Here is a 22,991-nt window from a genome sequence, read left to right as displayed (position 1 = left end):
GCAGCTGATCTAGTTTTAAGCCGTTTTGCCGCGCTTTTCCCGCAGTCGACGCTCGCGGGCGGCTGCAATGGCCCTGTCGATAATCAGAGCCGGCGCCTGCGGATCGGCAAAGACCATGTCGATCTCGACTACCCTGCAGCGCTGCAGCAATTCGTCGGCGCGCCCATGATGGCCGATCAGGCGCACATAGTCCTTCGATGTCGTGACGATTTCCAACCCTTCGCGCGAGGCTATGTCGAGCATGTCGGAGACATCGTCTTCACCGGGATGTTCATGATCGCCGAAGCTGCGCGCGATTACGATGTCGGCCCCCAGCGTCTCGACCGTGCGGAAGAACTTGGCCGGATCGGCAATGCCGGCGAAGGCAAGCACCTTGCGGCCGCGCAAATCCTCCTGCCCACGCACCCTGACGCTTGCGGAAAAGAAGGGCTTCCCTGCCCTCGCCGCCAGGCGAACGATGCGATCGGCGGCAGTGCCCTCACCCACCTTCAAGAGAGCGGATGCATAAAGAAGCTGTGTGCGCAGCGGCGCACGCACAGGGCCGCCTGGAACGAGATGGCCGTTGCCGATGCCTCTGCCGGCATCGATCACGACCAGCGCGTAGTCGATCGCAAGCTGCGCGCTTTGGAAACCATCATCCATGATGATGAGGTCGGCGCCCTCCCGCACCAACCTTTCCGCGCCATCGGCCCGGCGACGGGCAATGACCGTCAGCGCCTCACGGGCAAGCAGCAGCGGCTCGTCGCCAACGGCCGTGGCATGATGATGCGAGGGATCGACGATCGTGGTGACGTCGAGCGAACCGCCATAGCCGCGGCTGAGGAACCCTGGCTTCAGCCCCTTGGCTTTGGCAGCCTGGGCAAGCGCAAGCGCCGTCGGCGTCTTGCCGGCGCCGCCGACCGTGAAATTACCGACGCAGATAACAGGCACCGGCACGGAGGCGCGTTTGCCATTCACCATGCGATGCCCGGCGATACGGCCATACAGGAAGGAAAAGGGTGAGAGCCCCCAAGCACGCCAATCCGGCTTTCGCCACCAGAAAGGTGGGGCTTCCGATACCATGCGTCTAATCCAGCCCTATTCTTGTGCCTGCGACGAACCGCAAGAAAAGGCAGATTGCGTGAAAAAGCAAGCCATTGCCACGATCAGGCCGATTGCGCCGCGGGCATGAGCAGGCCTTCCAGCTCGGTAATGTCGTTGAGGCAATAGTCCGATGCCCCCGTCAGCGTCTCGCGCGAGCCGGTGCCCGTCAGCACGCCGACGGTCAGGCCGACGCCGGCGTTGCGGCCCATATGAAGGTCGTGATTGTTGTCGCCGACGACGGCGACCTGTGCCGGCGAAAGACCGGTTGCCGCATAGAAGCCGAGCACCATGCCCGGCTCCGGTTTGGTGCCGAAGCCGCTGTCATAGCCGGCGATGTAATCGAGATAATCGATGAAGCCGAAGCGGCGCGCCGTCTGGCGGATGGAGCGCTCATTGTCGCTGGAGGCAACGCCGAGCTTGTAACCGCGCTCATGCAGCCGCCGGAAAAAGGCCGAAAGATCGGTGACGGGCGAGGAGAAATCGGCCGCATGCGCAAAAAGCGCATCGAGTTTCTCCACCAATTCCGCGACATCCACTTTCGAGCCGGCGGCCACCAGCCCCTCCGAAATCTGTCGGGTATTACCTGCCGCAAGCAGGCTGTCCGGAACGATGTGGCCGGTGATCGGATCCATGCCGCAGGCGGAGAGAAGATGATCGGCGAGAATGGGATCGTCCTGAGCGGCAATCCTGGCGAGCTCGCGATTGACCGGCAGCCAGCTCTGATCATAATCGAGCAGCGTGCCGTCCTTGTCGAAAAGAATGCCCGCAATCGCTCCTAGCTTGACCGCCGTCATGCCCTTGCCTTCTTAACCGTTCGCCATCGTCTTCGGCATCAGTCGCGCCTTCACTGAAAGCGGATTGATATAGGGCTCCAGCCCTTTCACCGTTGCTGCCAGTGCACCACGCATTTCATGCACGGCTGCGAAGCCGGCATCGATCATGCTGCGTCGCGCCGTGTCGTTGGTGAGCAAATAATGCACGCCGCGCGCCAGCATCTCGGTATCGCGTACCATACGGGCGCTGCCGCGGCGGGCGAGCAACTGATAGGAGTCGCGGAAATTCTGGACATGGCCGCCCGTCAGGATCGCGCAGCCGAGCATGGCCGGCTCGAGCGGATTCTGGCCACCCTCGTTGAACAGCGATTTGCCCATGAAGGCCACTTCCGTCATCCGCAGGTAAAGCCCCATCTCGCCGATCGTATCGCCAAGGAAGACGTCGACATCCGGCGAGAGAATATCGTTGCGGGTGCGACGCGCCACCTTCAGGCCCTGTTCAACGAGCATAGCCTCGATCGCGTCGCAGCGCTCCGGATGACGCGGCACGATGATGGTGAGCTGGCCGTTGTGCTCCTTCAGCATCTTATGGACGGATGCCGCGGCACTTTCCTCACCGTCGAAAGTAGAGACCGCAGCCCATGTCTTGCGGTCGCCGACCTGCTTCATGTAGCCGGCAAGCGTCGGCGCATCGTAGGACGGCGCGTCCGTGTCCACCTTGAGATTGCCCGACCTGATCACCTGCACGGCACCGAGATCACGGAAGCGTTCTGCGTCGAGATCCGACTGGGCCACGACCAGGGCCAAGTTTTCGAACAGCGCCTCGGCAAGCGTAGGATGGCGGCTCCAGCGGGCAAAGGAGCGATCCGACATGCGGGCATTGACGAGGATCTGCGGAATGCGTCTGCGGCCGAGCTCCGTGATGGTCGTCGGCCAGATCTCGGATTCGGCGAAAATAGCGCAATCGGGCTGCCAGTATTCGAGGAAGCGCTTGATGGCAGGCTTGAGATCGAGCGGCACGTATTGATGAATGACCTCTTCACCTAGGCGCTGATGTGCGACCTTGGCCGAAGTGATCGTGCCCGTCGTCAGGATGACGTGAATGTCGCGGCGACGGATTTCACGGATCAGCGGAATGACGGCAGATGTCTCGCCGACACTTGCCGCGTGGAACCAGATCAACGGCCCTTGTGGACGATTGGCGCTCGCATAACCGGAACGCTCCAGTTTGCGGGAACCCTCCTCCTTGCCCTTCGCCGCGCGAACGGCAAGATAAGGCCCGATGAACGGATAAACCGCGATCCCGCCAAAACGATAGGCGCTCAAGGCAAGACGCGCCCTGAGGCTACTCATTTCGATCGCCTCCTATCCCAGCTGATCATCATCTATGCCAAATCCCGATTGTCAGACGGCCGAATAAGCAGCCGAATTTTCGTTCTTATTGTGTCAAGGATACTGCTTCATGGCCGGATTTAAAGCGAGAACGCCTCACCGACTGGAGATATCAAATGCAATTTCGCTGATGCGGCCTCAGGATGCCGCTTTTTCCTGAGGATCGAGCAAGCGATGCAGATGGACGATGAAATAACGCATATGAGCGTTGTCGACAGTCTGCTGCGCCTTGGATTTCCATGCCGTCAGCGCACTCGCATAGTCGGGATACATGCCGACGATATCGAGCTCGTTGAGATTGCGGAATTGAACGTCTTCGAGGTTTTCCAGTTCACCGCCGAAGACTAGGTGCAGGAGCTGCTTCTTGCCGCTGGTATCAGTCATTTTCGTCTCTTTCTACTATCGTCCCCCTCCGCTCTTCATCTGAGGGATTTTGCCCGAAAGGTCAACCGTCTCGTCGGTGCGAGAGCTGACGGAGAAACTCCGGCAATTGCGATGCCGATGCCCCGCAAAGTTCGTCATGCGATACCTCGGCGCGATTGTAGCGCAGGACGTTGCCCGAGAGATCCACGAGAGCGCCACCGGCCCGCTGCAGAATGAGATCGGCGGCCGCCAGATCCCAGTCATGCGAGTTGCGCTTGACGATGGTTCCTTCGAGGCGGCCGTCCGCCACCATGGCGAGGCGATAGGCAAGCGAGGGAACGTGCTTCACCCGCTCGACCGTCTTGCGGAAATCCGGATCGACGCCCTTCAGCATATCCTCGCCGGTCGCCAGACGATGGACTTCGTCACCGATCCTCTCGGAAACGTGGATCGGCTCGCCGTTCTTCAAAGCCGGCCCATCGGCGGTTGCCACGAACAGCTCGTCCAGCGCCGGCGCATAAAGAACGCCGGCGACGGGCCGGCCATCGGTGACGACGGCAACGCTGACACACCAAAGATCCAAGCCTGAGAGAAAGCCGCGGGTTCCGTCGATCGGATCGACGACGAAAACGGTCGCGTGCTTCAGCCGCGCGGCATCGTCATCGGTTTCCTCGGAAAGCCAGCCATAATCCGGCCGCGCCGAGCGCAGGGTGGCGGCGAGGCTCTCATTGGCGGCAAAATCGGCAGCGCTGACCGGGGACTGGCCGTTGTTCTTCCACCAGACCTCCGGCGATTGCCGGAAGAAACCGAGAGCGATCTTGCCCGCCTCGAGCGCTGCACCCACGAGCAGGTCCACATCGCTCAAACGGCCGGCCTTCTGGCTATCGATCATTCACAAATTCCAATCTCCGCTCTTTTTCAGCGGCCAGCCAGCGTCATGCCTTCGATCGCAAGCGTCGGAGCGGCGACACCGAAATCGCGATCGATATCGCTCGCCGGCGTCACACGCATGAACATGTCCTTCAAATTGGAGGCGATCGTCACCTCCGAAACGGGGAAGGTCAATTCGCCGTTCTCGATCCAGAAGCCTGTCGCGCCTCGGCTGTATTCGCCTGTTATCATGTTGACGCCCTGGCCGATCAGCTCGGTCACATAGAAGCCCGTTCCGACACTGCGGATCAGTTCTTCCGGCGAAATATCGCCCGGTTCCAGCGCCAGGTTGGTGGACGCGGGCGATACGGATGTGCCGCCGCGCACGCCGCGACCGTTGGTCTTAAGGCCGCCGCCGATTTCCCGCGCCGTCGCCGTGGACAGGAACCAGGACTGCAGCACGCCGTCCTCGATCATGACGAGCCGCTTGCCGGACACACCCTCGCCGTCGAAGGGACGCGAGGATGGGCCACGCACGATCAGCGGATCGTCCGTGATCGAGAGGCCTGATTTCAGCACCTGCTGGCCCATCTTGTCGCGCAGGAAGCTGGTCTTGCGGGCGACGGAAGCACCGTTGATCGCGCCGGCAATGTGGCCGACGAAGCCGCGGGCGACGCGCGGATCGAAAACGACGGTGACGTTCTTGCCCGTCGGAACCTGGCGCGGATTGAGCCGCTTGACGACGCGTTCGCCAGCGCGGCGGCCGATTTCCTCGGCCGCATCCAGCTCCGCAAAATAGAGGCGGCTGTCGAAATCATAGTCGCGCTCCATGCCGGTGCCTTCGCCGGCAATGACGCTGACGGAGCGCCCGAAGCGCGAGCCCATATAGTGGCCAGAAAAGCCATGCGAGGTGACGAGCACGAGCCCGCCCATGCCGGCCGAAGCGCCGGCGCCGGAGGAGTTGGTGACGCCGGGAACGGCAAGTGCGGCCGCTTCGGTCGCAAGGGCCGCTTCACGCAGCTGCCCGGTGGAAACCTCGGTCGAGTCGAACAGTTCGAGATCAAGGTAGCTCTTGGCGAGATCCGCCTCATCGGCGAGGCAGGCAAAGGGATCTTCCGGCGAAACCTTGGCCATGGCGACCGCGCGTTCGGCGAGAGCGTCGAGATCGAAGCCGGGATTGGCGGAAACGCTGGCCACGCGATTGCCGACGAAGACCCTCAGCGAGAAATCGTCGCTCTCGGAAGACTCCGTGCCCTCGACCTTGCCGAGGCGGACGCTGACGGAATGGGCTCTCGATCGCACCACGACGGCATCAGCGGCATCCGCACCGGCTTTCCGGGCAAGATCGATCAACTGGCTGGCGCGGGAAAGCAGAGTGGCGGAATCGATTTCAGAGGTCATGACTTGGCCTTTCCTTCGCGTTCCATTTATTGTGCACTACATGAAGCATCAAGGGCGGCAAAGCCGATTCTTGTTCTAATCCCTTCACGCATGGTCGTTTATCACGACCATGTGTCGCAACACCGCCTGCCCCATAGAAAGAAACAGACGATGTCCGCCGCCAATAGCCTCTTCACCGAAACCCTGATGCTGCTCGGAGGCGCCGTCGTTACTGCGCCGATCTTCAAAAAACTCGGATTGGGGACAGTGCTTGGCTATCTGGCTGCCGGTGTGGTGATCGGCCCTGTCCTGCACGGCATCGGCGACAGTGAAGCCGTGCTTGCCGTGGCAGAGCTGGGCGTCGTCTTTCTGTTGTTCATCATCGGCCTGGAATTGAAACCCTCGCGCCTTTGGCAGATGCGGCGGGATATTTTCGGTCTCGGCTCGGCGCAGGTGATTTTGAGCGGTCTCGCCCTGATGCTCGCCGCCTTTTTCGGCGGCATTGCCGGATGGAAGGGCAGCATCATTATCGGCTTCGGCTTGGCGCTCTCCTCGACCGCCTTTGCCATGCAGATCCTGGAACAGCAGGGTGACGTCAATACGAAATACGGGCAGCGTTCCTTCTCCATGCTGCTGCTGCAGGATCTTGCCATCGTGCCGCTGCTGGCGCTCATCACCGTCCTCGACGGGCCGAAGGAAACAACCAATCCGCTCCCGGATCTTGCGATCGCCATCGGGGCGGTAGCGGCCATGGTCATCGCCGGCCGCTATCTGCTGACGCCGCTCTTCCAGGTGATCGCGCGCACCGGCGCACGCGAAGCGATGATTGCCGCCGCTCTCCTCGTCGTCATGGGATCGGCGACGCTGATGCAGCTTGCCGGCCTCTCGATGGCAATGGGCGCCTTTCTCTCCGGCGTGATGCTCGCGGAATCCTCTTATCGTCACGAGCTGGAAGCGGATATCGAGCCCTTCCGCGGCGTGCTGCTCGCTATCTTCTTCATCGCCGTCGGCCTGTCGCTGAAACTTGAGGTCATCCTCGATAACTGGATGCTGATCCTGCTCGCCGTGCCGGTCATGATGATCATCAAGGCGATCGTGATCTATGCGCTCTGCCGCGTGACGGGCTCGCCGCACAATGATGCCGTCCGCATCGCCGGCCTGCTGCCGCAAGGCGGTGAATTCGGCTTCGTGCTCTTCAGCGCCGCCAGCGCCAGCGGCGGTCTCTTCTCGGCCAATACGGCCTCGATGCTGATCGCCATCGTCACGCTGTCGATGGCGCTGACCCCGCTCACGGCGGCGCTTTCGAATTGGCTGATGAAAGGCGACACGCAGGAGGAACTGGACGAGGATTTCGAAGGCGCCGGTTCCGACGTGCTGATGATCGGCTTTTCGCGTTTCGGCCAGATTGCCGCGCAGATACTGCTTGCCGGCGGCCGCGACGTGACGGTGATCGATTTTTCCGCCGATCGCATCCGCCAAGCATCGAGCTTCGGCTTCCGCATCTATTTCGGCGACGGAACCCGCAAGGACGTGCTGCGCTCCGCAGGCATCGACCGCGCCAAGATCGTCGTCGTCAGCACGCATCAGCGCGAGATTACCAACAAGATCGTCGAGCTCGTACAGACGGATTACCCGCATGCGCGCCTATTCGTCCGCTCCTATGACCGTATTCACTCGATCGAGCTGCGGCACAAGGGCGTGGATTACGAGCTGCGCGAGACACTGGAATCCGGCCTGCTCTTCGGCCGCCGTACCCTGGAAGCGCTCGGCGTCAGCGAAACGGAAGCCTATGAGATCGGCGAGGATATTCGTAAGCGCGACGAACAACGGCTGGTGCTGCAGGTCAGCGAAGGACTGCAGGCAGGCACCGATATGCTCTATTCCCGCCCGGTCAAGCCGGAGCCGCTGGTGAAACCGAAGCGCTCGGCCGACACCTACAGCGATGCCGACGATCTCGTCGCCTTGCCGCAGGAGGAGCCGGAGCGGGTTTAGACACCTTCGCCTCTCGATTTCTGGCTCAAGCCGCATCCCGCGCTTCTGCCTGAATGCTAGCTCTTCGCCGTCATCACCCGGTCGAGCGCGAATTTCAGCTCGTCCTTGACGCCGGCCGACATGGCGAGGATATCGCGTGCCTTCAGGAAGTCGAGGACGCCGGTGCGGCCGACGGTGGGGCGCAGGAAGATCTGCGGTGCCTGCAGACGCAGCTTCAAGGCAATGTTGGACTGCATGGTGAGCTGGCCTGCGCCGAACAGGCTTTCGATGCGGTTCGGAATATGCCGGCCGCCGCCCTCCGGGCCGCCGACGACGTCGATGCCGATGATGATATCGGCAAGTCCGGCGAGATGCTCGTAAGGAACCGGGTTCATGATGCCGCCGTCGATCATCACGCGGTCCCCGAGCTTGACCGGCATGAACACGGCGGGAATGGCGGCAGAGGCGGCAAGCACGGGGAAGAGTTCGCCCTTCTCGATGACGACCTCCGCCTGGTCGTAATAATCGGTCGTGATCACCTTCAGCGGGACATGCAGCTCGGAAAAGCTTTCCGGAATGGCCGGCGGCAGAAAGGTGCGCAGAATGCGTTCGAGATTGAACTGACCGAAGCGGATGCTGCGCATGCTGACCGGCCGCAGGCTCCAGATCTTGTTGAGAACGGCCGGGCGATTGCCGACGGTTGCCAGGGTATAATCGCGGATCTCAGCACCGCTCATGCCGACGGCCATGGCCGCGCCCATGATCGAGCCGATGGAGGAGCCTGCTATGGCGACGGGGCGGATACCAAGCTCGTCCAGCGCCTCGATGATATGAATATGGGCGAGACCCCGCGCACCGCCGCAGCCGAAGGCGACTGCGACGCTCGGCGTACCGGAAGCGGCAACCGGGTAATCGCTGCCGACGAAATCAGCATAATCGCCCATGTCTTTCTCCTTCCCCCGTTACGCCATCCTCGGCTGATAACGGAAGAAATGCATCTTGCTGTCGCCGAAGGTCCGTTCCTCCAGAAACAGGAAATCCGACGGCGCGGCAACTGTGACATCGGCGCGCTCCTCGAGGATCGCCAGAGCGCCCGGCACCAGCCAGCCACCGGCGGCGGCCGCCGCGAAAGCCTTCTCGCCCAGCCCCTTGCCGTATGGCGGGTCGGCGAAGAGAAAATCGAAGGGTTCGAGATTGCCGACGCTGCCGAGATCGGTCGCGTCGCGGCGCAGCATGCGCGTGCGGCCGTGCAGGCCTAGAGCATCGATATTTTCCCAGAGAAGGCCCCTGCCTTCGACGCTGCTTTCCACGAAGAGCACATGGCGGCAGCCGCGCGAGGCTGCCTCCAGCCCGACGGCACCGGTGCCGGCAAAGACGTCCATCATCCGGGTGCCGTCGATGGCTTCCGGATAGGCGTGGCTCAGGATGTTGAACAGGCTTTCGCGCGTGCGATCCGCCGTCGGACGAATATCGTTCGACTTCGGCGTTGCAAGCGAGCGCCCGCGAAACTCACCGCCGACGATCCTCACCACGCGTCAGCCCCTGCCGCCCTTGGGGCCGCCCCTGCCGGGGCCACCTCGACCGGAGCCACCGCGCGGACCGCCCGAGGGACGGCCTGCGCCACCCGGCTTGCCGCCAAAGCCGCGCGAACCACCGGGCTTACCACCCGGCTTGCCGCCAAAGGATTTGCCGCCGGGCTTCTTGCCGAAGGGCTTGCCGGCCGGCCGATCGCCGAAGGAACGCTCGCCCTGGGGGCGCTCGCCGAAGGGCCGTTCACCACGCGGCGGACGATCCGACCGCTGCTCGCCGCCGAAAGACCTGCCGCGCGGACGTTCGTCTCCCTCGGCACGCGGACGCCGGTCGCCACGGGGCTTGTCGCCGAAAGGCCGGTCGCCGCGCGCAGGCCGATCTCCGAAGGACCGTTCGGAGCGGGCTTCACCCTGGAAGGATTTCGCACGAGGACGGTCGCCACCCTCCGACCGAGAACCGCGTTCGCCGCGCGGACGATCGCTAAATGCCCGATCGCCGCGGGGACGATCACCAAACGGACGGTCCCCACGGGCCGGGCGATCACCCTGCGGGCGGTCGCCACGCGAGCGCTTGCGATCAAAGCCCTCATCATCGCCGCGCGACTTGCGCGGAGCTTCCTCGCTCGAACGGATCCATTCGCCATCGCCCTCGTCGACGCGATTGATGCGGACGCGCGGGCCTTCGTCCGCACGGTCGAAGCCGCTGCGCTGCGGGCGTTCAGTCTCGCCGCGCTTTGCAGCAGTCCTTGCATTCTTGGCCGCCTTCGCTGCCGCCTTTTCGCCGAGCGGGCGGGCACCTGGCGCCATCCAGACATTGGCGCTGCGACGCGGGCCGAGCGGCTGGCGCTTCGCCCTATCATCATCCTTGTGACCGCCTTCGCGGCGATCGTCACGCTTGGCATCGCGCTTGGTATCGAGGCGGCTGAGCGCACGCTCGCGCTTGTCCTCGGGACGCTCGCGGCGCGGGCGCTCTTCCTTGGCCGTGCGGGCCGGGGTCGTCCGAGCCGATTGGGCATCCGTCTCTTCGGCATCGGCAACGGCCGGTGCGTTGTACAGCGGGGCATCGAAATTCGCCTTGGCCTCCTCGACCAGGCGCGGACCCAGCTGATCGCGCAGCGTGCGGCCGCGCACCTCGAGCACATGGCCTTCCGGCAATTCGCCGAGCTGGAACGGGCCGTAGGAGATGCGGATCAGGCGGTTGACCTCAAGGCCGAGCGCACCGAGCACGTTCTTGATTTCGCGGTTCTTGCCCTCACGCAGTCCCATGGTGATCCAGACGTTGGAGCCTTGCGTGCGGTCGAGCGTCGCGTCGATCGAACCGTAGAGCACGCCATCGACGGCGATGCCTTCCTTCAGCTTGTCGAGCGCTTCCTGATCGATCTCGCCATGCGCGCGGACGCGATAGCGGCGCAGCCAGCCGGTGGTCGGCAGCTCCAGAACGCGGGCCAGACCACCGTCATTGGTCAAAAGCAGCAAACCTTCGGTGTTGATATCGAGGCGGCCGATCGACAGGACGCGCGGCAGCTCTTCCGGCAGGTTGTCGAAAACGGTCGGGCGCCCTTCCGGATCGGCATTGGTGGTCACCAGGCCGGCGGGCTTGTGATAGAGCCACAGGCGCGTGCGCTCGATGCCGCGGATCGGCACGCCGTCGACCTCGATCTTGTCGGCAAGGGTCACGTTGACAACGGGCGTATCCAGCGGCACGCCGTTCAGCCGAACGCGGCCGTCCAGGATCATGCGCTCGATATCGCGGCGCGAAGCCACGCCGGCGCGTGCCATCACCTTGGAAATGCGCTCGGCCTTTCCATCGCCTGCCACGGTTTCATCTGCGGCCTTGACGGCTGCTGCCTTCGCAGGCTTCGCGCCATCGCGTTTCATCGTCTTCTTGTCGCCAGCAAAGGGTTTAGACCCAGGCCGCTTGGGCTTGTCATTCATCGTCATTTGTTGTTTGCCTGAATTTTTAACGCGTGTTCCTATCAGGTCACGCCCTTGCGGTTAAGTGGAAAAACTTGAATGGCGGCTACAAATCAATTCATGGAGCTTGCTTTGGCCGAAGCGCACCGCGCCGGAGAGCGTGGCGAAGTGCCGATCGGCGCCGTTGTCGTGCTTGACGGCAAGGTCATCGCCACAGCCGGCAACCGCACCCGCGAGCTCAACGACGTCACCGCCCACGCCGAAATCGCTGCCATCCGCCTGGCCTGCGAGGAGCTGGGCCAGGAACGTCTTGCGGGCGCAGATCTCTACGTCACGCTGGAACCCTGCACCATGTGCGCCGCGGCCATCTCGTTCGCGCGCATCCGTCGTCTTTACTATGGCGCCGAGGATCCGAAAGGCGGGGGCGTCGACAATGGCGTGCGCTTCTATCGCCAGCCGACCTGCCATCATGCGCCGGAGGTCTATTCCGGCCTCGGCGAAACCGCATCCGCAGATATCCTCAGAGGCTTCTTTCAAGCGAAACGCTCCGAAGACTGAAAAACGGCAGTTTTGACGCTGCCGCTTTGAAAACTTCTTATTGGAAGGGCTTCCACCAGCTGCTGTTGTTGGTCTGCTGCGCAGCCTCAGCATCCTTCTTGCGCTTCTTTTCCTTCTTGGATTCCGGCGTGCCGAGATCGTTGAGGGCAGCCTGGTCGGCGACCTGGCGATATTGCTGCGGCGGGTCGATCAGATAGCGGCGCTGGTCGATATACGTGCCGGCCTGATCCTGTCGTGTGGCGCGATAGGCAGCCGTCTGCTGCGCTTCCGTCATGCGATTTCTGCTGCTGTCGGCCTGGGCGAGCGGCGAACGATAGTTGACGTCGTTCTTCTTTTCGTCGGCTTCTTCGGCGAGGCGTTTGCGCGCCTCTTCCGGCGATTCGAGCCAGGCCGGATTATCCTTGCTCGCCAAAGACTGCTGCGGCGGGGTCAGGGTGCCCTTGTCGCCACCAACAACCAGACCAGGACGGTTCGGATATTTCACGCCCTTGTCCTTCGGCGTCGCCGCCGAAACGGAGGCGATATCGCCAAGGTCGTCCAGGAGCTGCGCGCCGGCGGTCTTGTCGGTGCCATAAGTCGGGCTGCTCAGGCAACCGGACATCGCGCCACAGCCAACCACAAGTGCCGCCAAGCTGACGCCGACACGAACCTTATGCATCGCTCTCATGAAAACCCTTCCCAGCCATGCCGGAATAAACGTAACAGGACCCCATTGAACGGCAACTGCCGTAAAAATCGGGCCATTTTCAGGCAGCTTTTACCGGATGAACGCCGCAAAGGCAATTCATCCGGCAACTTTCTTCAGTTGACAGCCATCAGTTCGCGCAGTGCCGCGGCATCGCGAGCCGAGACATCGGGATATTCCGGATCGGAGCCGACATCGGTGGTGATGCGCCAGGAACGGGCACATTTACGGCCTTCGGCAAGCTTCGGAACGACGCTGACCCTGGGCGTGTCCTCGAGGCGGAACGCATCGGCCGGACCTTCGCCACCAAGGACGGTGATGCCCGAGGTGATGCAGATCTCGGAGAAATCCTGCCCTTCGAGCACCTTCAGCAGCTCCGGATCGGCGATGTAGACCACCGGGGCGGCTTCCAGCGAGGAGCCGATACGCTTGTCCTTGCGCTCGATTTCCAGCGCGCCGGTGACGACGCTGCGCACGGCGCGGATCTTCTTCCACTTCTCGGCCAGCGCCTCGTTCTTCCATTCGGCAGGAACGGTCACGAACTGCTCGAGATGAACCGAGACCGCCGACGGATTGCGTGACAGCCATGCCTCTTCCGTGGTGAAGGGCAGCATCGGCGCCAGCCACGTCACCATGCAGTCGAAGATCGCTCGGATAACGGCGAGAGCGGCACGGCGGCGCAAGCTCGACGGAGCATCGCAGTAAAGCGCATCCTTGCGAACGTCGAAGTAGAAGGCCGACAGCTCGACATTGGCGAAATCGATCAAGGCGCGGGCAATGCGCTTGAAATCGAAGGCATCGTAGCTTTCGCGCACCAGCTCGTCGAGCTCGGCGAGACGGTGCAGCATCAGCTGTTCCAGCTCCGGCATGTCGGCATAGGCGATCACCTCGCCCTTGTCGTGTGCCAGCGTGCCCAGCATCCAGCGGATGGTGTTGCGCAGCTTGCGATAGGCATCGACATTGGTCTGGATGATGGCCTTGCCGACGCGCAGATCTTCCGAATAGTCCGACGTCATGACCCAGAGGCGGAGGATGTCGGCGCCCGCATCCTTCATCACCTCTTGCGGCGACGTGACGTTACCCTTGGACTTCGACATCTTTTCGCCCTTCTCGTCCATGGTGAAGCCATGGGTGAGGACGGCGTCATATGGCGCGCGGCCACGCGTCGCAGCACTTTCGAGCAGCGACGAATGGAACCAGCCGCGATGCTGGTCGGAGCCTTCGAGATAGAGGTCGGCCGGCCACTTCAGATCTGGACGGTCCTCCAGCGTGAAGGTGTGGGTCGAACCGGAATCGAACCAGACATCAAGGATGTCCATGACCTGCGTCCAGGGCTCGTTGGCCTTTTCGCCAAGGAAGCGCTCACGGGCGCCTTCCGCGAACCAGGCATCGGCACCCTCCTGCTCGAAAGCCTCGAGGATGCGGGCGTTCACACGATCGTCTTGCAGGATGTTGCCCTGTTCGTCGACGAAGATCGCGATCGGCACGCCCCAGGCGCGCTGGCGCGAGAGGACCCAATCCGGACGCTGCTCGATCATGGCGCGCAGGCGGTTCTGGCCGGCAGCCGGCACGAAGCGGGTATCGTCGATCGCCTTCAGGGCGCGCGAGCGTAGCGTCGAACCATCCGCGAAGTCCTTGTCCATGTAGACGAACCATTGCGGCGTGTTGCGGAAGATGACCGGCTTCTTCGAGCGCCAGGAATGCGGATAGGAATGCTTCAGCCTCCCGCGTGCAAACAGCGTGTTCGTCTCGATCAGCGCCTTGATGACGAGATCGTTGGCATTGCCCTTCTTGCCGTTGTCGTCCATGACACGGCCGCCCTCGAAGCCGGGGGCATCGGCGGTGTAGAAACCGCCGTCATCGACCGGGAACGGGATGGCGGAGGAAATGCCGCGCTTTTCGAGATCGCGGGCATGCGACATCCAGGCGTCAAAGTCCTCGCGGCCGTGGCTGGGCGCCGTATGCACGAAGCCCGTACCGGCATCGTCGGTGACGTGATCGCCATCGAGAAGCGGCACCTTGAAGCCGTAACCGAGGGTTGCTAGCGGATGCGCACAGGTGAGCGCGGCGAGATCGGCAGCGGTGACATCGCCAAGGCGCTTGTACTGCAGCTTTGCCTTGACGAAGGATTCCTCGGCAAGCTTGTCGGCGAAGATCAGCTTCTCGCCCGGACGCGGACCGAAATCATTGGCGGCTTCCGTGACCTCATAGAGGCCGTAGGACACGCGCGAGGAATAGGCGATCGCGCGATTGCCGGGGATCGTCCAAGGGGTGGTCGTCCAGATGACGACGAAGGCGTCGGCAAGATGCGCCGGACCTTCGGCCACCGGGAACTTGACCCAGATCATGTCGCTCTCGACATCGGCATATTCGACTTCGGCTTCGGCGAGCGCCGTGCGCTCGACCACCGACCACATGACCGGCTTGGAGCCACGGTAAAGCTGACCCGTGCGGGCGATCTTCAGAAGTTCGCCGGCGATGCGGGATTCCGCGTGGAAATTCATGGTCAGATAGGGATTGTCGAAATCGCCCGTGATGCCGAGGCGCTTGAACTCCTCGGACTGGATCTTGATCCAGCCGGCGGCAAAGTCGCGGCATTCCTGGCGAAACTCGTTCACCGGAACCTCGTCCTTGTTCTTACCCTTCTCGCGGTACTTTTCCTCGATCTTCCACTCGATCGGCAGACCGTGGCAATCCCAGCCCGGAACGTAGTTGCTGTCATAGCCGCGCATCTGGAACGAGCGGGTGATGACGTCCTTCAGGATCTTGTTCAGCGCATGGCCGATATGGATGTGACCATTGGCATAGGGAGGGCCGTCATGCAGGACGAACTTCTCGCGGCCGGCGGCGGAGGCGCGCAGCTTCTTATAAAGGTTCATCTCCTCCCAGCGCTTCACCAGCTCCGGCTCTTTCTGCGGCAGCCCTGCGCGCATCGGAAAATCGGTTTCCGGCAGGTAAAGGGTCTTGGAATAATCCATCTTTTCAGCGGTATCGGTCATAGTCGTGACAATTGCCTCGGTGTCTCGGGCGTCTTGCGCCTGAACTGGCGCAGCCATATGGGGATTTTTCGGCGGCGGAAAGCGTCTCGGGAACGAGACGCCAAAAACCCGGACCCTCCGGCAGCTTACAGCGCGCGGAAGGCCGGGCCAATAATTCGTATCGAGTAGCTCAGCCGAAATTGGGTCATGATCGCCGGTTCATAGGCGTTTTTTCCAAGGAAAGGAAGAGGAAACAATGCCGGCGACACATAGAAAGGCCGCGGACGTTCCCGCCCGCGGCCATTAGGGCATTGTTGCGATCAGGCCCGTGCTGCTGCCCGTGCCGGTACGACCGCGTTGACGATGACGGCCACGACGATATTGGCGAGAAGCGCCAGCAGCCCCGTATAGACGGTGAAGCCGGTTTCGCCGAGCGGGACCATATGCAGCGGTTTCCAGCCGGCATCCCAGACGAGGTAGGTGCCGCCGAAGAAGCCGACGAACCAGCCGGCGAGCAGGCTGGGTGCACGGAACCACTTGGTATAGAGACCGAAGACCAGGGCCGGCAGCGTCTGTAATATCCAGATGCCGCCGAGCAGCTGCAGATCGAGCGCGAATTGCGTCGGCAGGAAAATGATGACGAGAAGCGCGCCGACCTTGACGACCAGCGAGGTCATCTTGGCAACCTTCGCCTCACCGGCATCGGAAACCTGCGGATCAATGTAAGCCTTCCAGAAGTTGCGGGTGAAGAGGTTGGCAGCGCCGATGCTCATCACGGCCGCAGGCACCAACGCCCCGATAGCGATGGCCGCGAAGGCAAAGCCCGCAAACCAGCTCGAGAATAGCGTCTGGAACAGCGCGGGCACCACGTCATTGGCGCTGTCGAGTTTCAGTTGCGCGGCATGCCCCATATAGCCGAGCAGGGCCAAGAGACCGAGCAGCAGCGTATAGGCCGGCAACAACACGGCATTCTTGCGGATGGTGTTGCCGCTGTTGGAGGCGAAGATGCCGGTCAGCGTATGCGGGTACATGAAGGCGGCTAGCGCCGAGCCGAGCGCCAAAGTCGCATAAGCGACGTACTGGTTACCGCCGAGCAGCAGGCTGCCCGCCCCCTTGGCTTTGAAATCCGCATCGGCCGCCGCAAAGACATTCGCATAGCCACCGAGTTTCGCCGGAATGAGCGCGATCGCCGCGATCACCACGATGTAGATCATGATGTCCTTGACGAAGGCGATCAGCGCCGGGGCGCGAAGGCCGGCCGAATAGGTATAGAGCGCCAGGATGATGAAGGCGACGGCAAGCGGCAGCTCGCCATGGAGCCCCAACGCCTTGAAGACCGCTGTCATGCCGACGAGCTGCAGGGCGATATAGGGCATGGTCGCGATGACGCCCGTCAGAGCGACCGCCAATTCGAGCGCCCGCGAACCATATTGCCCGTGCACCACATCGCCGGCGGTGACATAGCCGTAGTCCTTGGCGCGCCGCCACAGAAGCGGCATGACCATGAAGACGAACGGATAGACGACGATCGTATAGGGCAGTGCGAAGAAGCCATAGGCGCCAACTGTGTAGACCAGCGCCGGAACTGCGATGACCGTATAAGCAGTGTAAAAGTCGCCACCGACGAGGAACCAGGTGATCCAGGTGCCGAAGGTGCGGCCGCCAAGGCCCCATTCGTCGATATGGGCAAGGGTCTTCGGCCGGCGCCAACGCGCCGCAACAAAGCCCATGACGGTCACGAGCGCCAGAAAGAAGATGAAGACGGCGAGTGCTGTCGGATCGATATCAGTCGTCATGGCGCATGCTCCGGTAGGCGATCCACGTCAGGATTGCTGTGATCGGCACCCAGGCCAGCTGGTACCAGTAGAAGAAGGGGAAACCGAACAGCACCGGATCGTGGCTGTTGTAGAAGGGAACCCAAAGCAAGCCTATGTAGGGAATGACGAGCAGCCAGCAGGCCGCCGTCCCGAAACGTTTGTCCATCTCGTGCGCCTTTCGGAAAAATGGGTGCCGCGACTCGCACCCAGCTATATGAGCATTGCAGCATCTTCCTACCCGCTCAAGGCAAAAACATACTGCACTGCCACGATCTCCGCGCGCAGCATGCCCAATAAAATCAGTCGAAGGCGATGACGCGATCGAGATCGCTCAGCGGCTGAACGCCGGCGAGCAGCGCCCGCGCCTCTTCCTCATCCTTGCGGATCTGTGCGACCAGCGGATCGAGGCCGTCGAACTTCAGTTCGGGACGGAGATAGCCGAAAAAGGAGACGGAGCAGACCTGGCCGTAGAGGTCGCCGCTAAAATCGAAGACGAAGGTCTCAAGCAGCGGCGCGCCATTGTCCGTTACCGTCGGGCGGCGTCCGTAGCTGGCAACGGCGTCACGAATGACGCCATCGGCTGTGCGGAAGCGTACGGCATAGATGCCAGATTTCAGCGATATTTCCGATGGAAGCCGCATGTTTGCCGTGGGGAAGCCGAGCGTGCGGCCCAGCTTCTCGCCGCCGATGACAGGCGCCTCGACAGTGAAGCGGTATCCAAGCAGACCGGCAGCCTGGGCAACATCGCCTTCGGCCAGGAGCGAACGGATGCGGCTGGACGAAATGACCTCGGTATTCTCATCGCGGAAAGCGTCGATAAGTGTCACGCCGAAGCCATTGTGACTGCCAGCATTCATGAGAAAAGCCGGACCGCCCTGGCGATCATGGCCGAAATGGAAATCGAAACCGGTGACGACTTCGGAAGCATGCAGCCAGTCGATCAGGATCGAATGGACGAATTCATCCGCCGAACGCTGCGAGAAGGTTCTATCGAAGGGATATTCGATGACGGCGTTGAAACCGAGGGCTTCCAGGAGACGCGCTCTCAACGGTGCTGGTGTCAGCCGAAAGACCGGCTGTTCGGGCTTGAATATGGTGCGCGGATGCGGCTCGAAGGTCAGCACGAGGGCTGGAATGCCGCGTTCCCTGGCGATCTCCAATGCGCGTGTAAGCACGGACTGATGGCCACGATGTACGCCATCGAAATTGCCGATGGCGACGACACCGCCCTTCAAGGTATCGGGAAGCGGCTCCCGGGTCTCGTTGCGATGGAAAACGGTCATCGTCTACCACTCTCCTCAGACAAGGCGCGGCATCCACCACCTCGGCGAAGCCTGCTCGCGCGCCAGGAAGGCGCCAAGAGCGGCCTCATCCGTGTGGCCCTCGACGACATATTCGCGGGCGTGGATGCCATGGCTGATATAAAGAAGATCGAGGCCGTAATCGAGCGCGCCGCGCACGTCGGTCGGCATGCCGTCGCCGATCGCCACCACGCGCGACAGCGGAAATTCGCTCTTCACCTCGCGTGCCGCGGCGATCGCTGCATCGTAGATCGGCCGATGCGGCTTGCCGGCGATGCGCGTCTGGCCGCCGAGCCGCTCGTAATAGGCGGCCATGGCGCCGGCGCAAGGGATCATCCGGTGGCCGCGTTCGACCACGAGATCCGGATTGGCGCAGATCAGCGGCACGTTGCGGGCCGACCAGGCCGTCAGCATCTCGGTGTAATCGTCAGGTGTTTCGGTTTCGTCATCGAAAAAGCCGGTGCAGACGATGCTTTCCGCCTCGCCGGCCTCGACGCGCTGAACGTCCAAGCCTTCCAGGATGCCGATATCGCGCTCCGGACCGAGCAGGAACACCTTCTTCGGTCCCTCGGCGATCAGCTTGCGGGTGACATCGCCCGATGTGATGATGCGATCGTAAACGCTGTCAGGAACACCGATCGCCCGCAGCTGCTCGACGACCTTCGGAGCGACGCGCGGAGAGTTGGTGATGAGGACGACAGCAAGGCCTTTGCCGCGGGCCGCTTCGAGCGCGATGGAGGCCTCCTTGTAAGCCGTGACGCCGTTATGGAGTACGCCCCAGACATCGCAGAGCGCAACATCATAAAGTCCGCCGATGTCGCGAAAGCTCTCGATCCGTTTGCCCATGCCGTCCTCGCATCAAATAAATCACGGGCTGACATCGCAAACCGGCCGGCAAATTACAAGAGCGGCATGCAAGGTTTTTGCGGCGCACAAGGCCTGAGAAGAAGACATGCGCAAGGTCGGCGAGCGGCAAGATTGCGCAGCGGAAGCAATGATATGACGCTCTGGAAAAGGCACGACCTGAGCCTTCTTCACGGGGGCAAAATGAGAGAACATTTGCAACGACGTGCTACGCGGCACCGCCTTGGGCGTTAATCATCCTCGAAACAAGGCGATACGCGCCGCAAAAAATTCACAGTGCTGTCCTTGACTCGTCCGGAAGCCACCCCTAAATCACCGTCGCTAGCACTCTCCGAGGATGAGTGCTAACAAAATCCATACGGATCTCCGCTGATCCGTGAATGTCATTTGATCGAGGGATTAGACAATGGCAAGCACCAATTTCCGCCCCCTTCATGACCGCGTCGTCGTTCGTCGCGTCGAGTCGGAAGAAAAGACCAAGGGTGGCATCATCATTCCCGACACCGCCAAGGAAAAGCCGCAGGAAGGCGAAATCGTCGCCGTCGGTTCCGGTGCTCGCGATGAATCCGGCAAAGTCGTAGCACTCGACGTCAAGGTTGGCGATCGCGTTCTGTTCGGCAAGTGGTCCGGCACCGAAGTCAAGCTCAACGGCGAAGACCTTCTGATCATGAAGGAAGCCGACATCATGGGCATCATCGGCTAATCTGGCCGGTTCCCTTTTCCGATAAAGCTGACGGGCCTTAAAACCCGGACAACGCGAATTCAGGAGTTCAAACAATGGCAGCTAAAGAAGTAAAATTCGGCCGCGGCGCCCGCGAAAAGATGCTTCGTGGCGTCGACATCCTCGCTGACGCAGTGAAGGTCACGCTCGGCCCGAAGGGTCGTAACGTCGTTATCGACAAGTCCTTCGGCGCACCGCGCATCACCAAGGACGGCGTTTCCGTCGCCAAGGAAATCGAACTGGAAGACAAGTTCGAGAACATGGGCGCCCAGATGGTCCGCGAAGTCGCTTCGAAGACCAATGACGTCGCCGGTGACGGTACCACCACTGCAACCGTTCTCGCCCAGGCTATCGTTCGCGAAGGTGCCAAGGCTGTTGCAGCCGGCATGAACCCGATGGACCTGAAGCGCGGTATCGACCTCGCCGTTGCAGAAGTCGTCAAGGATCTCCAGGCCAAGGCCAAGAAGATCAACACCTCGGAAGAAGTTGCCCAGGTCGGCACGATCTCCGCAAACGGCGAAAAGCAGATCGGTCTCGATATTGCTGAAGCCATGCAGAAGGTCGGCAACGAAGGCGTCATCACGGTTGAAGAAGCCAAGACCGCCGAGACCGAACTCGAAGTCGTCGAAGGCATGCAGTTCGACCGCGGCTACCTCAGCCCTTACTTCGTGACCAACCCGGAAAAGATGATCGCCGACCTCGAAGACGCGTTCATCCTCCTGCACGAGAAGAAGCTCTCGAACCTGCAGGCCATGCTTCCGGTTCTCGAAGCCGTCGTTCAGACCGGCAAGCCGCTCCTCATCATCGCTGAAGACGTCGAAGGCGAAGCGCTTGCGACCCTCGTTGTCAACAAGCTGCGCGGTGGCCTCAAGATCGCTGCCGTCAAGGCTCCGGGCTTCGGCGATCGCCGCAAGGCCATGCTGGAAGACATCGCCATCCTGACGGGCGGCACTGTCATCTCCGAAGACCTCGGCATCAAGCTCGAGTCGGTCACCCTCGACATGCTCGGCCGTTCCAAGAAGGTTTCGATCTCCAAGGAAAACACGACGATCGTCGACGGCGCTGGCGCCAAGTCCGACATCGAAGGCCGCGTTGCCCAGATCAAGGCTCAGATCGAAGAAACCACCTCCGACTACGACCGCGAGAAGCTGCAGGAACGTCTTGCCAAGCTCGCTGGCGGCGTTGCCGTCATCCGCGTCGGCGGCTCGACCGAAGTCGAAGTGAAGGAAAAGAAGGACCGCATCGACGACGCTCTCAACGCGACGCGCGCTGCTGTTCAGGAAGGCATCGTCCCGGGCGGCGGTATCGCTCTCCTGCGTTCTTCCACGAAGATCACCGCCAAGGGTGAAAACCAGGATCAGGAAGCCGGCGTCAACATCGTTCGCCGTGCCCTGCAGTCGCTGGTTCGCCAGATCGCTGAAAACGCTGGTGACGAAGCTTCGATCGTTGTCGGCAAGGTTCTCGACAAGAACGAAGACAACTACGGCTACAACGCCCAGACGTCTGAGTTCGGCGACATGATCGCCATGGGCATCGTCGACCCGGTCAAGGTTGTTCGCACGGCTCTGCAGAACGCAGCTTCGGTTGCTTCGCTGCTGATCACCACCGAAGCCATGATTGCTGAACTGCCGAAGAAGGATGCCCCTGCCGGCATGCCGGGCGGCATGGGCGGCATGGGCGGCATGGACATGATGTGATAGGTCAGCGGCCTAATCGCAGGAATGTCCATAAGGCTTCGCCCATGCACTTTAGTGCTTCAGGCCGCCAAACGGCCTGAAGTGGCGGCATGGACATGATGTGATAGGCCAGCGGCCTTTTGCGACTGTTCAATCCGACATCCGGAATTGACGAAGGGCGGCTTTCGAGCCGCCCTTTTCATTTGTATGCCTATGGTTTCGGCACGAGACCGGCAAGTTTCGCGCAGCGCAAATTTATGCAAATTGCCCCATTGCCGTTTTTGAAAAAGCTCCTATAAATCCCAGCGCAGCGATTTTAGAGGGTTAGCTGCAATGCACGCAAATTTTACTTATTTTCGGCACGCTTAATCAGCGACCGCGCATGATCATGATCTTGAGAATTGATAGGCGTCCGGTTTTTTTACTTGAAATGACTTCATAGACGGGACCAGCAACCCGGAAGAAGCATGGCGAAAATGGAATCGATGGAGCCGAATGTCAGCTTTTTCGTGGAGCGCGGCGTGCGGGAAGGTTTCCAACCGGAAGATGCATTGGAATTTGGATGAAGCGCAGGAGGATCATGCGCTTAAGTGGGGATCATCTTGTTCAAGATTGCCAAGGCCAATTTTGCCGCACCGTTTGCCCCGGGTTCGCTGGAGTTTGACGGTCATAATCCTGACCTGCTCGCGCAATTCTGCGTTTCCGAGGGCTGGACGGGCGATCTGTCGAGCGGCATCATCAAGCTCGGGCAATGGAGCACGATGCTGCATGGCCTGAGCTCTTCGGAATGCGGTCTCCTCAGCCTGATGCACTGCTACAACGCGCATGATCGCGTGCGTATCCTCGATCTGTTCGAACAGGCGGCAACCACCAATTCCTCTTTCTGCTATTCCACCACGACGCTTGGCGCCGGCGGCTATCGCCAGCCGATCTTTTGCGTCGGCGAATCCGTGGCTGCGGACGAGCAACACACCGGCAGCATGGTCGGCGTCTTTCTGTTTCCACGCTTCAAGCCGGAGCCGGGCAGCCAATTGGCGGCGCGGCAGTAGAAACGACTGAGACGACGGTCGGGTGAATTCACCTTTGCCGCTGCATGTGCCCGGTCCCTCACTCCAG

At 61.6% G+C, this 22,991-nt stretch carries 20 protein-coding genes; 5 read left to right on the top strand and 15 right to left on the bottom strand.

The window, feature by feature from the left end; translation table 11 throughout:
- Positions 1 to 15 precede the first annotated feature (15 nt).
- From lpxK to FHT84_RS17160, 6 genes are all read right to left on the bottom strand, one after another.
- A complete protein-coding gene (gene lpxK, locus FHT84_RS17185) occupies positions 16 to 1,062 on the bottom strand; it encodes a tetraacyldisaccharide 4'-kinase (RefSeq protein ID WP_183763237.1) in 1,047 nt (348 codons plus the stop codon).
- 83 nt (positions 1,063 to 1,145) lie between these two features.
- Complete coding sequence (locus tag FHT84_RS17180) at positions 1,146 to 1,877, bottom strand: HAD family hydrolase (protein WP_112341101.1); 732 nt, start codon at positions 1,875 to 1,877, stop codon at positions 1,146 to 1,148.
- A 12-nt stretch (positions 1,878 to 1,889) separates the two neighbouring features.
- Positions 1,890 to 3,209, bottom strand: a complete 1,320-nt coding sequence (waaA, locus tag FHT84_RS17175; protein WP_112341100.1) for a lipid IV(A) 3-deoxy-D-manno-octulosonic acid transferase — start codon at positions 3,207 to 3,209, stop codon at positions 1,890 to 1,892.
- A 177-nt stretch (positions 3,210 to 3,386) separates the two neighbouring features.
- Positions 3,387 to 3,632 (bottom strand): DUF4170 domain-containing protein, encoded by a 246-nt coding sequence (locus FHT84_RS17170; RefSeq protein WP_112341099.1) that lies wholly within the window; start codon positions 3,630 to 3,632, stop codon positions 3,387 to 3,389.
- A 61-nt stretch (positions 3,633 to 3,693) separates the two neighbouring features.
- Positions 3,694 to 4,503 carry a 3'(2'),5'-bisphosphate nucleotidase CysQ gene (locus FHT84_RS17165; protein ID WP_112341098.1) on the bottom strand — a complete coding sequence of 270 codons (810 nt, stop codon included), beginning with the start codon at positions 4,501 to 4,503 and terminating at the stop codon, positions 3,694 to 3,696.
- A gap of 26 nt (positions 4,504 to 4,529) precedes the next feature.
- Positions 4,530 to 5,882, bottom strand: a complete 1,353-nt coding sequence (locus FHT84_RS17160) for a TldD/PmbA family protein (protein WP_112341097.1) — start codon at positions 5,880 to 5,882, stop codon at positions 4,530 to 4,532.
- A gap of 150 nt (positions 5,883 to 6,032) precedes the next feature.
- Between FHT84_RS17160 and FHT84_RS17155 the strand changes: the two genes are divergently transcribed.
- Entirely contained in the window at positions 6,033 to 7,853 is a 1,821-nt protein-coding gene (locus FHT84_RS17155; protein WP_113251697.1) for a monovalent cation:proton antiporter-2 (CPA2) family protein, read from the top strand.
- A 56-nt stretch (positions 7,854 to 7,909) separates the two neighbouring features.
- On the opposite strand, the gene FHT84_RS17150 is transcribed toward FHT84_RS17155, so the two are convergent.
- The 3 genes from FHT84_RS17150 to FHT84_RS17140 are packed head-to-tail and all read right to left on the bottom strand — an operon-like array spanning position 7,910 to position 11,302.
- Positions 7,910 to 8,776 (bottom strand): patatin-like phospholipase family protein, encoded by an 867-nt coding sequence (locus FHT84_RS17150; RefSeq protein WP_112341096.1) that lies wholly within the window; start codon positions 8,774 to 8,776, stop codon positions 7,910 to 7,912.
- Between the two features lie 18 nt (positions 8,777 to 8,794).
- Positions 8,795 to 9,361, bottom strand: a complete 567-nt coding sequence (rsmD, locus tag FHT84_RS17145; RefSeq protein WP_113251701.1) for a 16S rRNA (guanine(966)-N(2))-methyltransferase RsmD — start codon at positions 9,359 to 9,361, stop codon at positions 8,795 to 8,797.
- Positions 9,362 to 9,367: 6 nt separating this feature from the next.
- The gene (locus FHT84_RS17140; protein ID WP_169644597.1) at positions 9,368 to 11,302 is read right to left on the bottom strand and encodes a pseudouridine synthase; all 1,935 of its coding nucleotides are present in this window, start codon (positions 11,300 to 11,302) and stop codon (positions 9,368 to 9,370) included.
- Between the two features lie 72 nt (positions 11,303 to 11,374).
- Between FHT84_RS17140 and FHT84_RS17135 the strand changes: the two genes are divergently transcribed.
- Positions 11,375 to 11,833, top strand: a complete 459-nt coding sequence (locus FHT84_RS17135) for a nucleoside deaminase (protein ID WP_112341093.1) — start codon at positions 11,375 to 11,377, stop codon at positions 11,831 to 11,833.
- A 37-nt stretch (positions 11,834 to 11,870) separates the two neighbouring features.
- Here the strand turns inward: FHT84_RS17135 and FHT84_RS17130 are convergent, their stop codons facing one another.
- The 6 genes from FHT84_RS17130 to FHT84_RS17105 all read right to left on the bottom strand — a co-directional run bounded on the left by FHT84_RS17130 (position 11,871) and on the right by FHT84_RS17105 (position 19,460).
- A complete protein-coding gene (locus FHT84_RS17130; protein ID WP_113251695.1) occupies positions 11,871 to 12,500 on the bottom strand; it encodes a hypothetical protein in 630 nt (209 codons plus the stop codon).
- 134 nt (positions 12,501 to 12,634) lie between these two features.
- Positions 12,635 to 15,517 (bottom strand): isoleucine--tRNA ligase, encoded by a 2,883-nt coding sequence (gene ileS, locus FHT84_RS17125; RefSeq protein ID WP_113251694.1) that lies wholly within the window; start codon positions 15,515 to 15,517, stop codon positions 12,635 to 12,637.
- 299 nt (positions 15,518 to 15,816) lie between these two features.
- On the bottom strand, positions 15,817 to 17,292 hold the full coding sequence (locus FHT84_RS17120; RefSeq protein WP_113251693.1) for a sodium:solute symporter family protein: 1,476 nt from the start codon (positions 17,290 to 17,292) through the stop codon (positions 15,817 to 15,819).
- Complete coding sequence (locus FHT84_RS17115) at positions 17,282 to 17,479, bottom strand: DUF3311 domain-containing protein (protein ID WP_034488324.1); 198 nt, start codon at positions 17,477 to 17,479, stop codon at positions 17,282 to 17,284. Before FHT84_RS17115 ends, FHT84_RS17120 begins: the two co-directional genes overlap by 11 nt.
- 133 nt (positions 17,480 to 17,612) lie before the next feature.
- Positions 17,613 to 18,596 (bottom strand): bifunctional riboflavin kinase/FAD synthetase, encoded by a 984-nt coding sequence (locus tag FHT84_RS17110; RefSeq protein ID WP_145644324.1) that lies wholly within the window; start codon positions 18,594 to 18,596, stop codon positions 17,613 to 17,615.
- 15 nt (positions 18,597 to 18,611) lie between these two features.
- On the bottom strand, positions 18,612 to 19,460 hold the full coding sequence (locus FHT84_RS17105) for a TIGR01459 family HAD-type hydrolase (protein WP_112341088.1): 849 nt from the start codon (positions 19,458 to 19,460) through the stop codon (positions 18,612 to 18,614).
- Between the two features lie 424 nt (positions 19,461 to 19,884).
- On the opposite strand from FHT84_RS17105, the gene groES reads away from it, so the two are divergent.
- The 3 genes from groES to FHT84_RS17090 all read left to right on the top strand — a co-directional run bounded on the left by groES (position 19,885) and on the right by FHT84_RS17090 (position 22,924).
- The gene (gene groES / locus FHT84_RS17100) at positions 19,885 to 20,181 is read left to right on the top strand and encodes a co-chaperone GroES (RefSeq protein WP_004109735.1); all 297 of its coding nucleotides are present in this window, start codon (positions 19,885 to 19,887) and stop codon (positions 20,179 to 20,181) included.
- Between the two features lie 74 nt (positions 20,182 to 20,255).
- On the top strand, positions 20,256 to 21,896 hold the full coding sequence (gene groL / locus FHT84_RS17095; RefSeq protein WP_145644325.1) for a chaperonin GroEL: 1,641 nt from the start codon (positions 20,256 to 20,258) through the stop codon (positions 21,894 to 21,896).
- A 581-nt stretch (positions 21,897 to 22,477) separates the two neighbouring features.
- Positions 22,478 to 22,924 (top strand): hypothetical protein, encoded by a 447-nt coding sequence (locus FHT84_RS17090; RefSeq protein ID WP_210260522.1) that lies wholly within the window; start codon positions 22,478 to 22,480, stop codon positions 22,922 to 22,924.
- Positions 22,925 to 22,991: the final 67 nt, after the last annotated feature.

This window comes from Rhizobium sp. BK289, assembly GCF_014193575.1.
Taxonomy (GTDB): Bacteria; Pseudomonadota; Alphaproteobacteria; order Rhizobiales; family Rhizobiaceae; genus Rhizobium; species Rhizobium tropici_C.
The sequence above is the reverse complement of the archived record's forward strand: the minus strand, read 5'-3'. Positions and strand labels throughout refer to the sequence as shown.